Annotated in this window: 3 protein-coding genes; 2 read left to right on the plus strand and 1 reads right to left on the minus strand. The window is 72.0% G+C overall.

Annotated features, from left to right (window positions below; all coding sequences use genetic code 11):
• Positions 1–480: 480 nt before the first annotated feature.
• Both C1N81_RS07495 and C1N81_RS07500 read left to right on the plus strand, forming a co-directional pair.
• Entirely contained in the window at positions 481–3381 is a 2901-nt protein-coding gene (locus C1N81_RS07495; RefSeq protein ID WP_394427914.1) for a helix-turn-helix transcriptional regulator, read from the plus strand.
• 564 nt (positions 3382–3945) lie between these two features.
• Entirely contained in the window at positions 3946–4512 is a 567-nt protein-coding gene (locus C1N81_RS07500; RefSeq protein ID WP_394427915.1) for a LuxR C-terminal-related transcriptional regulator, read from the plus strand.
• Between the two features lie 215 nt (positions 4513–4727).
• Here C1N81_RS07500 and C1N81_RS07505 read toward each other — a convergent pair whose 3' ends face one another.
• The gene (locus tag C1N81_RS07505) at positions 4728–14237 is read right to left on the minus strand and encodes a type I polyketide synthase (RefSeq protein WP_394427916.1); all 9510 of its coding nucleotides are present in this window, start codon (positions 14235–14237) and stop codon (positions 4728–4730) included.
• Positions 14238–14249 lie beyond the last annotated feature (12 nt).

Raw genomic sequence — 14249 nt, forward strand, 5'->3', positions numbered from 1 at the left:
CTTCCCGTATATCGCACTCCCTCGTCGGCGGCCGAACCCGGCCCGGAACCATTTGCCGGGCCGCCCCCTGCCGGGCCTTCCGGCGCCCGCCCGCACCCGGTGACCCGTGCGCCGACCGGGCCTTTTCCGCTCCGCCGGGCCGTGCGGCTGCCCCGCCCTGCGCGCACGCGCTTTCTGCAATTAAGCGCACAATGCCGTTCGGATATTGTCCTTCCATCTCCCCTTGCTGGGCCGCCCTTCGCTGTGATCTGCTGACACTCAAGATTTCAAGCAACAATGAGTGCATCTTCGGGACTTCACCTGGCATGAGCTACTCCCTGATTTGCCCGCACCCGGTCTTAGAGCCTGTCTGCACACCCCCGGGCCCGGCCGGCTTCCCCGGCCCGGACCACCGGTAGCGTCCGCGGCCGAGCCGAGCACGCCGAACCCGGGCGGACCGAGGTCCGCCCGGCACCGGCGCACATGAGGAGTACCAGCACCGTGTTGCTAGAACGCGAGTCGGCCTTGGCGCAGGCCACCGCCGCACTGCGCCGCGCCACCACCGGCCAGGGTTCGCTCCTGGTCGTCCGGGGCCCGATGGGCGTCGGCCGGTCGGCCTTCCTGGAATGCCTGTCCACGCTCACCCACGAGCAGGGCATCCTCCTGCTCAGGGCCCAGGCGTCGGCAGCCGAGGAGAAGTTCCGGCTGGGCGTCGTACGGCAGTTGGTGGACTCACTGCGCGCGGTCACCCCGCCCGAACAGATCGCGGAGCTGCTGCGGCAAGCCGCCGACGCACTGCCCGAAGGCACCTCGCCCCCGGTCCCCCACGACGACGCGGTCGCGGGGCGCCCTCCCTGGTCGGCGCTCACCTGGCAACAGGCCCCGCGATGGCTGGCCGCCCTCCTCGCCTCCGTCGCCGAGGACCGCACCGTCGTCCTCATGGTGGACGACCTCCAGTGGGCGGACATCGACTCGCTCCAGGCGCTCGCACTGCCACTGGCACAGCGCGCGCGAAGACGGATCCTGTTCGTGTTCTCCGAACTCCCCGGCGACGTACGCGGCAGCCGCCAGCACGTACGCGACCTCCTCGCCCCGCTGGACGACGCAACGGCGGCGGACACCGCCGAACAGCCCCACACACCCGCCGCCGAGGAACACGACCAGGTTCTGGAACTGTCCGCACTCGGCCGGAGCAGCGTGCGCCTCCTCGTCGAGAAGACGCTCGGGGACACCACGGACGCGGTGTTCGTGGACACCATGGCGACCCGCACCGGCGGCAACCCCCTGCTGCTGCGCACCGTCCTGGACGAGGCGCACTACCTGAGACTGCGCCCCACGGCGGCGGACGCCGCCGTCGCCGCGGCCCTGCGCCCCGAACGCGTACGCCAGCGCCTCGACACCTTCCTGCGCTCACAGCCCGACCATGTGCGCCGCACCGCCTACGCGCTGACCGTCCTCGGCTCGGCCGCGGACACCCGGTCCGTCGCCCGCCTCGCCGAACTCGACATCGCGGGGCTCACCGAGTCGCTCGACGTGCTGCGCCGCGTCGGCCTCGCCGACCCGCGCGCCTGCAGACTCACCTCCGGCACAGTCCTGCGGGACCTCCTGGAGGAGAACATGCCCGTCGAGGAGCGCACCGCCATGCGCGGCGTCGCGGCCGAACTCCTGCACCGCACCGGGCACCCCGCCGAACTCGCCGCCGAACAGCTGATGGGCGCGATCTCCCTGCGCGGCCCGGAGGCGGTGCGCATCCTGCGAACCGCCGCCGACAGCGCCCTGCGCCGCGGATCACCCCGGGACGCGGCACGCTACCTGCGGCGCGCCCTGCTCGACTCCTCGCTCTCCGGGCACGACCGGGCCCGGCTCCTCGTCGACCTCGCGACCGCCGAACGCAGCTTCGCCACCGCCGCTTCGCTGCGCCACGTCGTGGAGGCCATGCCGCTGCTCGCGTCGGTGCGGGAACGGGGCGAGGCGATCGTGCGCCTCGGGCCGCTCCAGATGGACCCGCCGACCTTTCGCATCGACACCATCCGGGCCGCCGTCGCCGACGAACTGCGCCGCTCGGGCGCCCAGGACGGGGCGGAGCACGAACTGGCCCTGCGCCTGGAGGCGCGCGAGCACGTCGCGTCCGCGCAGGACCCCCGGCACATCGAGCGGGCCCTGCGCCGCTTCCGCGACCTCGGCCCGACGCCTGCGCTGACCACCACGGGCGAGCGGGAACTCGTCAGCTCCCTGATGCACATCGCGTTCGTGGCCAACGCCGCCCCCGCTCAGCAGCTGACAACGTTATCCACTCGTCTCCTCGAACGGGAGCCTCCCACCCCGGAACATGTGCACTCCACCGTGCCGTTGGTCGTCAACATCCTGGCCGGCGCCGGACAGGTCGAGGGTGCCGCCCACTGGCTCCGCGAGGCCAACCGGCTCGCCCAACGCCGCGGCAGCGACGTGGAACAGGCCGTCATCCGCTGCGAACAGGCTCTGGTCGCGCTCGCCGACGGGCACCGCGCCTACGCCCGCGACAAGATCATCCAGGCCGACGCCCTCGCCGGTCCGGAGACCGGCGGGCTGCCCACCGTGTGCGCGGCCGTCCTCGCGATCGTCGCGATGAACACCGGGCAGCCGGAGCTGGCGGAGCAGATCCTCACCCAGCACCGGCTGCACGCCGAGAACCAGCACCTGGCGGCGATCCTGCACGTCGCGCGCGGCTCACTGGCGGCCCGGCGCGACGATCCCAGGACCGCGCTCGACCACTACCGGACGGCCGGGCGGCGCACCGAGCAGATCGGCTGGCTCAACCCGGTCGTCCTGCCGTGGTCCTCGTGCGTCGCCCTCATGCACCGCCGTCTCGGCGAGCACGAGGAGGCGATGGCCGCGGCTCAACTGGAGGTCGACCGTTACCGCGTCTGGGGGTCCGAGAGCAGACTGGGCCGTTCCCTGATCGTTCTGGGCCGGGTCACCGCCGGACGGCCGGGCATCGAAGCGCTTGACGAGGCCGTCGCCCTGCTCACGAAAGGCAACAACGGTTACGACCTGTGCCGGGCACTGTATGCACTGGCGACCCACCAGGAAACACAACGCAACCGGAGATCGGCGACTCTCAAACGGGCACTGGAGGTGGCGACGGACCACGACCTCCCCCGCCTCGCCGAGCACATACGCGGCAAGCTGGCCGAGAAGCCGGGCAGGGCCGAAGCGCCCGGTGTCCGGCTGACCCCGTCGGAACACAAAGTCGCCCGTCTCGCCGCCGGCGGCCTCAGCAACTCGGAGATATCAAGCCAACTGGGCACCTCTTCGCGCATGGTGGAGAAACATCTGACGAACTCGTATCGAAAGCTCGGAATTTCCGGTCGCCCCGAACTGCACGCGGCACTCAAAAGGCTGGACAAGGAACGGCAATCCTGAAGCGGGCATCAGACGGACACCACCTGCCCCGGAAACGGGCATGTATTCATGGGACGCGCCCGGCTCCCACAGCGGCCCGGCACACGGGCGACCCGAACCCGGTATGAAGACGAGACGAACACTTCACTCTGTGTGACACATGCCCGCTCAGACGGGTCGCCCGTCAGCCGGTGCCGCCTCCACCGCACCTCCACCACCGCACCACCGAACCACCGAACCACAATGTTTTGGAGCCACGCAAAAGTTTGCTTGACCCGTCTGCACAAGGATTCCTAGGCTCAACCGCAGTTGATCAGAGGTGCTCATGACGGGCCATCGACCAATGCGCAAGACCCCGGCAAGCGGCACCGCCTCCGATCAAAACTGCCTACAGGCAGTGATCCCCCACAGGTGAATGCAGAAAGACGGTGCGTCGCAGTGACCACGCGAATAGCAGGCCCCTGGCACAACAGAGACAGGGCGGCGGCTCCGCACACTCCCTCGGCTTCTCAGCGGACACAGCACGACAACCGGCCACATCCCCAGGCCAATCGCCGTCTGTACACGGCGCACATCGACACCGATATGCACATCGTGGCAGCGGAACCCGATTTCTCCGTCCAGTTCGGCCGCACCTCGGTCGACGTCTGCGGACGGAATCTCTACGAGCTTCTGCACCCCAGCTCGCCTTCGGTGCTCGGGCGCCACTTCAGCCGGCTCTCGGAAGGGCGCTGCAATCGTTTCGCCTCACGCATGGTCGGTCTGTGCGACGAGGGCCGGGTCTTCTCCGGTGAACTGACCGGCATCGCCGTCCAGAACACCGCGGGGGTGCTGGCGGGCATCGTCGTACAGGTGCGGCCGGACGAGGCCGCGGACGGCGCGGACACCGAGGAGTACGTCTTCCACCCCAAGGAGCGGCTGCTCAGCAAGCTGGACGCGCAGGTCCTCGAAGGCGTGGCCAGCGGCGCCTCCACGGTGCAGCTCGCGACGCGGCTCTACCTGAGCCGCCAGGGCGTCGAGTACCACGTCGGTCTCATGCTCCGGAAGCTCAAGGCACCCAACCGTGCCGCCCTGGTGGCCCGCGCCCACTCCATGGGCATGCTGTCCGTCGGCCAGTGGCCGCCGCGGGTGCTGCCCGAGTTCATCAAGTAACGCCCCTCACCGCGCGGCGACTCCGCGACACCGCGACTCCGCGACTCCGCGACTCCGCGACACCTGCATGAGGCCACGGCGGCCGTACCGATCCCGGTACGGCCGCCGGCTCGTGTGCGCGGCCACCGGGTTCGGTACGTGGCCCGCACCGCTCCCCGCTGCCCCGCTCCCCGCTGCCCCGCTCCTTGCTGCCCCGCTCCTTGCTGCCCCGCCTTCTACTGCTCCAGCTCGCGGCTGATGAGGTCGAACAGCTCCTCGTCGCTGGCGTCGTCCAGGCGGTCGCCGAGCGACGGACCGTCCGCCTCGTCACCGGCGTCAGCCGCCTCGATCTCGCCGAGGAGCGTCCTGAGCCGGGCACCGAGCAGCGTACGGGCGTCCTGGTCGGGACCGGCTTGCAGGATGCGGTCGATCCCGGCCTCCAGGTCGGCCAGCATGGTCGCCATGGTTCCGCCGCCGCCGGAGAGTTCGGCGTCGAGGTGCTGGGCGAGGGCGGCCGGCGAGGGATGGTCGAAGATCAGGGTCGCGGGCAGTGCGAGACCGGTGTCCTTGATCAGCGCGTTGCGCAGCTCGACCGCGGTGAGCGAGTCGAACCCCATGTCGCGGAAGGCCCGTTCGGCGCCCACGACGGTGATGTCGGTGTGCCCGAGCGCCTGCGCGGCGACGCGGCGCACGTGGGCCAGGAGGGCGTCGGCGCGCCCCTGCGGCGACAGCGCGGCGACCTGTTCGACCAGCGGGGGCAGCGCTCCCCCGGCCGCGGGCACCGGCTCCTGCGCCTCCGCCACGGCGTCCGCCTCGGGCAGCCCCGCGAGGAGCGGGCTGGTGCGGCGGCTGGTGAACGCCGGCACGAAGCGCTGCCACTCCACGTCGGCCACCACCACCGGACCACCGCGTCCGGCCAGCGCCCTTTCCAACGCCACCAGGGCCCGCCCGGGGTCCATCACCCGCAGGCCCCGGCGCTCCAGCTCCGTCGCTCCGGCGTCGGAGACCATTCCGCCGCCCGACCAGGGCCCCCAGGCCACCGAGACGCCCGCCGCCCCGTGAGCACGACGCCGTTCGACCACGGCGTCGGCCCACGCGTTCGCGGCCGCGTAGGCCGCTTGACCGCCGCTGCCCCACACCCCGGCGATCGAGGAGAACACCACGAAGGCGGCGAGGTCCTGGTCGCGCGTCAGCTCGTCCAGGTGCACGGCGCCCCGCGCCTTCGCCGCCATGGCCCGTTCCACCTGGGCGGGTGTCATCGCGTCGATCTGGGTCACGTCGAGCACACCGGCCAGGTGAGCGATGCCGTCGACACGGTGGTCCGCGAGGAGCGCGGCCACCTGAGCGCGGTCGGCGACGTCGCAGGCGACGATCTCGACGCGCTGCGCACCGGCCGCCTCCAGCCGGGCCACCGCGTCGGCCGACCCGTGGGCGTCCGGACCACCGCGGCTCACCAGCACGAACTCCTTGGTCCCGCGCTCGGCGAACCACTCGGCGACCCGCACTCCGAGCGCACCGGTCCCGCCGGTGACGAGGAGAGTCGCCGGAGTGCGCCGACTGTCGTCACCGCCGGACGCGTCCGATCCGGCGACGGGCAGCGGGGCCGGGCGACGCAGACGGCGGGCATGGACCGTCGCGCCGCGCACGGCCACCTGGTCCTCACTGCCAGCACTACCACCACTGGACAACACCGAGGCGAAAGCGGCCAGTTCATCGTCGCCGGGCTGCTGAGCCAGGTCGACGAGGCCGCCCCAGCGTTCCGCGTGCTCCAGCGCCGCCACCCTGCCAAGGCCCCATACGGCGGCCTGCGCCGGGTCGTCGGGCGCCTGTCCGGGCCCGAACCCGGCCTGGGTGACGACCCACAACGGCGCCGTCGCCCCGATCTCGCCCAGCGCCTGGACGAGCGCCATCGTGGTCACGACGCCTGCATGATCCGACTCGGGGTCGGACTTGGACTTGGACACGCCGCCTGTACGGGGCAACGACAGGCAGGAGAGAACACCGGCCGCGAAGGAGGACCCCAGCGCCGGTTTCAGTGCCCGTACGAGCGCGTCCCGGTCCAGGGCGTCGCAGGTCACCCGTTCCAGACCGGGGACGAACCGCTCCAGCCCCGCCAGAGGCTCGTCCCCGGGTGCCTGGAGAAGCAACCAGCGTCCGGTGAGAGGCGCCGCCGGCGGCAGCGTCACCGGCTCCCACGCGACGCGGTAGCGCCAGCTGTCGACCTCGGCGCGCTCCAGGTGCCCGCGGCGCAACTCGGTGAGCGCGGGCAGCACGGCGTCCAGCGCGTCGTGCGGCACCCCCAGGCTGTCCGCCAGGTCCGGCGCCCCGTCCTCGACGATCGACCAGAACGACGCGTCGTCGCCGGAGACCGACCCCGTCGCCTGGGTGGCCGGGGTGCCGCCGCCGGTGACCGTGGGCCAGAAGCGTGTGCGCTGGAACGCGTACGTGGGCAGGTCCACCGGCGCGCCGACCACCCCGTCACCGAGTGCGGGAGCCCAGCTCACCTCCCCTCCGTCCACGTGGAACCTCGCCATCGCCCGCAGCACGGCCGCGTGCTCCGGGCCGTCCTTGCGGAGCACCGGCACGTAGAGGGCGTCGCTGTCCGGCGCGGAGTTCTGGGCGAGGGCGGTGAGGGTGCCGTCGGGGCCGATCTCCAGGAACCGGGTCACCCCTTCGGCGGCAAGAGTGTCGACGCCGTCGGCGAAGCGGACGGCGTCGCGTACGTGCCGGACCCAGTACTCGGCCGACGCCAACTCGCCTTCGACGGCCAGGCGTCCGGTCACGTTCGACACGACCGGGATCGACGGCGCCGCGTACGTGATCTGCTCGGCGACCTCACGGAAGGCGTCGAGCATCGGCTCCATGAGCGGGGAGTGGAAGGCGTGCGAGACACGGAGCCGGGACGTGCGTCGGCCTTGCTCCTTGAGTGTGTGAGCGACCTGCTCGACAGCCGCCTCGACACCGGCGACGACCACGGCCTGCGGGCCGTTGACGGCAGCGATGGAGACTCCGTCCGCCAGCAGCGGGAGCACCTCGGCTTCCGACGCCTCGACGGCCACCATCACGCCACCGGTGGGAAGTTCATGCATGAGCCGGCCACGCGCAACGATCAGGGCACAGGCGTCCGCCAGGGACATCACCCCGGCCACGTGCGCGGCGGCGATCTCACCGATGGAGTGGCCGATCAGGAAGTCCGGGCGCACCCCGAAGGACTCGACGAGGCGGTACAGCGCAACCTCGACCGCGAACAGCGCGGGTTGGGCCCACTGCGTACGGTTCAGCCGCTCGGCATCCTCACCGAAGACGACATCCCGCAGCTCCTCACCGACGTGCGCGCAGACCGCGTCGAAGGTTTCCGCGAACACCGGGAAGGTGTCGTACAGTTCAGCGCCCATGCCTGGCCGCTGCGCACCCTGGCCCGAGAACAAGAACGCCGTGCGGCCACCGCCCCGGGCCTCGCCCACGACGGTCCGCAGGCCCGCGTCCCCCAACTGAAGGTTCCGCAGCTCCTCGGCGAGCTCTTGGTGCGTGGAGGCAAGTACGACGGCGCGCTGCTCGAAGGAGCTACGAGCCGTCGCGAGAGCCCGCGCCATCCGTGCGGGCGCGGAGTCGTCACGCTCCTTGAGTGCCGTGAGCAGCCGCCCCGCTTGAGCACGCAGAGCCGCTTCGCTCCGCCCGCTGAGGAGCCAGGGCAGAACGGCGCCATCGTCGTCCGTCTCCACGTCGTGAGGCGTCGCGCTCTCAGGTGCCTCTTCGAGGATGACGTGAGCGTTGGTGCCGCTGAGCCCGAACGACGACACACCCGCACGGCGCGGACGATCCTCCGACGCCTTCCACTCCTGCCGCTCGGTGAGCAGGCGGACCGCACCGGACGACCAGTCCACGTGCGAGGACGGCTCCTCCGCGTGCAACGTCGCGGGCAGCACCCTGTGCTGGAGTGCCTCCACCATCTTGATCACACCGGCCACACCGGCAGCCGCCTGCGTGTGACCCAGGTTCGACTTCACCGAACCGAGCCACAGCGGGCGGTCCCCGGCCCGCTCCCGGCCGTAGGTGGCAAGGAGGGCCTGCGCCTCGATCGGGTCACCGAGCTTCGTGCCCGTGCCGTGCGCCTCCACCACGTCCACGTCCGCCGCCGACAGACCCGCCGACGACAGCGCGGCGCGGATCACCCGCTGCTGCGAGGGGCCGTTGGGGGCGGTCAAGCCGTTCGAGGCACCGTCCTGGTTGACCGCGCTGCCCCGCACCACCGCAAGCACCCGGTGCCCCTTGCGGCGCGCGTCCGACAACCGCTCCACCAGCAGAACACCGACACCCTCACCCCAGCCGGTACCGTCCGCGCCCTCGCCGAACGCCTTGCACCGGCCGTCACCCGCGAGACCGCCCTGCCGGCTGAACTCCACGAACGCGCCCGGCGTCGACATCACTGTCACACCACCGGCCAGCGCCAGATCGCACTCCCCCGACCGCAACGCCTGCCCGGCAAGGTGCAGGGCGACGAGGGAGGACGAGCAGGCCGTGTCCACGGTCACCGCCGGGCCTTCGAGGCCGAGCACGTACGAGACCCGGCCCGAGGCCACACTCGCCGCGTTCCCGGTGCCGACGTAGCCGCCGAAGTCGCCCTCCGACAGGCTCAGCAGGGCGGGGTAGTCCTGGCCGTTCGTCCCGGCGAACACACCGGTGCGGCTGCCGCGCAGCGAGCGCGGGTCGATCCCGGCCCGCTCCACCGCCTCCCACGACGCCTCCAACAGCAACCGCTGCTGCGGGTCCATCGCCAGCGCCTCGCGCGGCGACACCCCGAAGAACTCCGCGTCGAAACCGCCGACATCCGAGAGGAAGCCGCCCTGGCCGTACTCCGATGTGCCGCCGTCGGCCTGGGCGTACCGGTCGTAGACTCTCTCCAGTGCTGACCAGCCGCGATCGGTGGGGAAGTCGCCGATGCCGTCACGGCCGTCGACGAGCAGGTCCCACAGGTCTTCCGGGGACTCCACGCCGCCCGGGAAACGGCACGCCATGCCGACGATCGCGACCGGCTCGTCCACCGCCGCCACGGTCGTCGGGACGACGGAAGCCACGTCCGCGAACAGTTCGCCGTAGATGTGGGCCGCAAGGGCCTGGGGTGTGGGGTGGTCGAAGACCGTCGTCGCCGGGAGTGCGACGCCGGACACGGCTGCGAGGACGTTGCGCAGCTCCACCGCGATCAGCGAGTCCACGCCCAGGTCGCGGAACGCCTTCTCCGCACCGACCTGTGCGGGACCGTCGTGCCCCAGCATCTGAGCCGCGAGCTTCTGGACCTCCTCCAGGACGAGTCGCTGCCCGGCTTCGCGCGGCAGACCGGCCGCTCGTGAGCGCAGGTCATTTCCGGGCCCCTCGGCGCCTCGGGTCTGCGTGGCGGCGCGCGCGGGGGCCACCGGCGTGAGGAGCGCGCTGGGGCGGGCCGTGGTGAAGGCGGGGACGAAGCGGTCCCAGTCGGCGTCAACGACGAGTTCGGTGGTGACCCCCGCGTCGAGCGCGGCGCCGAGGGCCGCGAGCGCGAGCCGGGGGTCGAGTGCCGTCATCGCCCCCTGGCCCCTGCGGCGCCCGCCGGTCTCCGCCGCCATGCCGTCACCGGCCCACGGGCCCCAGGCGAGGGAGGTGGCCGGGAGGCCTTCCGCACGCCGCCGTTCCGCGAGGGCGTCGAGGACGGCGTTGGCGGCGGCGTACGCCCCTTGTCCCGGGCTGCCCAGCGTGCCGGCAAGCGACGAGAAGAGAACGAACGCGGAGAGGTCGCGGTCCCGGGTCAGCTCGTCGAGCAGGAGTGCTCCGGTGGCCTTGGGGGCGCGTACATTCTCGATGCGTTCGGCGTCGGTCGTCAGCAGTGTGCCGTCGTCCAGGATCCCGGCCGTGTGGAAGACCGCGCCGACGGGATGCTCGGCGAGCAGGGCGGCGAGCTGGTCACGGTCGGAGATGTCCGCGGCGGCGAAGGCTACGTCAGCGCCCAACTGCTGTAGTTCCGCCCGCAGTTCGTCGGCACCCGGCGCCGACTCGCCGCGACGGCTGACGAGGAGCAGGGACCGGGCCCCCCGTTCCACCGCCCAGCGGGCGACGTGCGCGCCCAAGGCTCCGGTGCCTCCGGTGATGAGGACGGTGCCGTCGGCCTTCCAGCTCTCCGTCCGGGAGGGCAGTGGGGCCGCCGGTGCCAGTCTGCGGCCGAAGACGCCGTGTGCGCGTACGGCGACCTGGTCCTCGCCGGACTTCAGCTGTGTCAGGGCGACGGCGAGCCGCGCGCACACCCGGTCGTCCACCTGGGAGGGCAGGTCGATGAGCCCGCCCCAGACGTCCGGGTGCTCCAGGGCGGCGACGCGCCCCAGTCCCCAGACCGCGCTCTGCTCGGGCCGGACGGCGGACGATTCGGCGTCCGCGACGCCGACGGCGCCCTGCGTGAGCGCCCACAGCCGAACGCCCGTTTCCGAGGCCTCCGCGACCGCCCGCAGCGCGGACAGGGTGCCGGTGACCGGATCGCCGGACGCGGCGAGACCGGCCAGGGACAGGACCCCGTCCAAGCGGCGCGGGCCGTCGGAGTTCGCCGCCCCCGCGAGGGCTTCGGCACAGGCGGCGGGGTCGGTGAGGTCCGCCTCGGCCACGTACGCGGTCAGTCCCTGCTTCCGCAAGCCCTGGAGGAGGTCGTCCACCGTGCCGCGCGATGCGGCTCCGAGGCCGGCGGGGATCAGCACCGCCCACTGTCCGGTACGGGGCTGACCTGCGGCGGGCGTCGTCTCGTCGTCCCGGGTCAGCGGCCGCCATGACACCTCGTACCGCAGCGCGTCGAGCGCGGCCCGGTCCTGCCGCTGCCGGTACCACTTCGACAGCGCCGGGACCACCGGCCCCAGCGCTTCCGGCTCCAGGGCGAGGTCCGCGGCCAGCGACGGAAGGTCCTCGCGCTCGACGGCGGCCCAGAACCCGGCGTCGACCACCGCGGAGGCCCGCGCCGGACCGGCGGGGACACCGGGCGACGGCTCGTTCGGGGCGAGCCAGTAGCGGCGGCGCCGGAACGGGTACGTCGGCAGCTCGACCGTCCGCCCAGCACCGCCCTCGGTCCTCAGCACGGCAGCCCAGTCGATCTCCCCGCCGTCCACGTGCACCTGTGCCACCGCGCGGAGGACAGCGGTGTGCTCCGCGTCGTCCTTGCGGCACATCGGCACGAAGAGGGAAGTGCCGGTGTCCGGCGCGCAGTTCCGGGCGAGGGCGGTGAGGGTGCCGTCCGGGCCGATCTCCAGGAAGCGGGTCACACCTTGCGCGGCCAGGGCGCTCACACCGTCCGCGAAGCGCACCGCCTCCCGCACATGCCGCACCCAGTACTCGGCCGACACCAACTCGCCGTCGGCTGAAGCGGGGTCGGCGAGGCGCCCGGTCACGTTCGACACGACGGGGATCGACGGCGCCGCATAAGTGATGCGCTCGGCCACCTCACGGAAGGCGTCGAGCATCGGCTCCATCAGCGACGAGTGGAAGGCGTGCGAGACGCGCAGACGAGATGTACGTCGACCTTGCTCCTTGAGTGCGTGAGCGACCTGGTCGACCGCCGACTCCACACCGGCGACCACCACAGCCTGCGGGCCGTTGACCGCAGCGATCGACACCCCGTCGACCAGCAGCGGAAGCACCTCGGCTTCCGACGCCTCTACGGCCACCATCACGCCGCCGGCGGGGAGTTCCTGCATCAACCGCCCGCGCGCGACCACCAGGGCACACGCGTCTTCGAGAGACATGACCCCCGCGACATGCGCGGCGGCGATCTCCCCGATCGAGTGGCCCATCAGAAAGTCCGGGCGCACCCCGAAGGACTCGACGAGGCGGTACAGCGCGACCTCGATCGCGAACAACGCGGGCTGCGTCCACTCCGTACGGTTCAGCCGCTCGGCATCCTCACCGAAGACGACGTCTCGCAATTCCTCACCGACCTGCGCGCAGACCGCGTCGAAGGCCTCCGCGAACACCGGGAAGGCGTCGTACAGCTCGCGCCCCATACCGAGCCGCTGCGCACCCTGCCCCGCGAACAAGAACGCCTGGGGCTGGTCTCCGCGGTTGTTCCCGAGCGTGGTCTTCGCCCCGGCCGTGCCCCCGTCGGCGAGTGCCTCGAGCGCCTCGGTGAGACTCGGCATGTCAGCTGCGAGGACGACGGCGCGATGCTCGAACTGCGTGCGTGTCGTCGCGAGCGCGAGGCCCACCCGGTCGAGCCCGATCCCGGGGTTGCCCGCCGCGAAGGAGGCGAGGGCTCGGGCCTGGGCTCGCAGGGCTTCCTCGGTGCGGCCGGAGAGCGGCCAGGCTGTCGGGCCCTTGCGTGAGTTCTCGGTCCGCGGTTCCGGCTCCGCATTCTCCTGGGGCGTCGCGCTCTCAGGTGCCTCTTCGAGGATGACGTGGGCGTTGGTGCCGCTGAGCCCGAACGACGACACACCCGCACGGCGCGGACGATCCTCCGACGCCTTCCACTCCTGCCGCTCGGTGAGCAGGCGGACCGCACCGGACGACCAGTCCACATGCGAGGACGGCTCCTCCGCGTGCAACGTCGCGGGCAACACCCTGTGCCGCAACGCCTCCACCATCTTGATCACACCGGCCACACCGGCAGCCGCCTGCGTGTGACCCAGGTTCGACTTCACCGAGCCCAGCCACAGCGGACGGTCCCCGGCCCGCTCCCGGCCATAGGTGGCAAGAAGGGCCTGCGCCTCGATCGGGTCACCGAGCTTCGTGCCCGTGCCGTGCGCCTCCACCACGTCCACATCCGCCGCCGACAGACCCGCCGACGACAGCGCGGCACGGATCACCCGCTGCTGCGAGGGGCCGTTGGGGGCGGTCAGACCGTTCGAGGCGCCGTCCTGGTTGACCGCCGAACCCCGCACCACCGCAAGCACCCGATGGCCCTTGCGGCGCGCGTCGGAGAGACGCTCCACCAGCAGAACACCGACACCCTCACCCCAGCCCGTACCGTCCGCACCCTCCCCGAACGCCTTGCACCGACCGTCACCCGCAAGACCACCCTGCCGGCTGAACTCGCCGAAGACGTCGGGCGTGGACATCACCGTCACACCGCCCGCCAGCGCCAGATCGCATTCGCCCGCTCGCAGTGCCTGTCCCGCCAGGTGCAGAGCCACCAGCGAGGACGAGCAGGCCGTGTCGACCGTCACCGCCGGGCCCTCAAGACCCAGCACGTACGACACGCGGCCCGAGACGACGCTTGCCGCGTTGCCGGTCAGCAGATGGCCTTCGATGCCCTCGGGCAGAGCGTCGCCGGAGACGGCGCCGTAGTTCTGGTTGCTGCATCCGACGAAGACCCCGGTGCGGCTGCCGCGCACCGCGGTGGGGTCAAGGCCCGCGCGTTCGAGGGCCTCCCAGGACGTCTCCAGGACGAGTCGTTGCTGGGGGTCCATCGCCAGCGCCTCGCGCGGTGACACTCCGAAGAACCCGGCGTCGAAGTCGGTCGCCGTGGCGACGAATCCGCCCTGCCCGGTACGTCCCTCCGCGCTGTCGTCCGCCGTGTCCCATCCCCGGTCCGCCGGGAACGGGGTGATGGCGTCGACGCCGCCCAGGACCAGGTCCCACAGGTGTTCCGGCATCGTGACGTCGCCCGGGTAGCGGCAGGCCATGCCGATGATGGCGATCGGCTCGGAGACGGCGCGGGCGAGTTCGTCGTTCTGCCGGCGCAGGCGCTCGTTCTCGGAGAGAGAAGCGCGCAGCGCGGAGACGACGCGCTCTTCGGAGGTGGACATGCTCAGCTCCAC

It is taken from the genome of Streptomyces sp. SGAir0957 (assembly GCF_043523415.1).

Excerpts from the sequence above, each read along its gene's own strand:
- C1N81_RS07500 (WP_394427915.1), top strand. The coding sequence starts at position 3,946 with ATGCACATCGTGGCAGCGGAACCCGATTTCTCCGTCCAGTTCGGCCGC.
- C1N81_RS07505 (WP_394427916.1), bottom strand. The coding sequence starts at position 14,237 with ATGTCCACCTCCGAAGAGCGCGTCGTCTCCGCGCTGCGCGCTTCTCTC.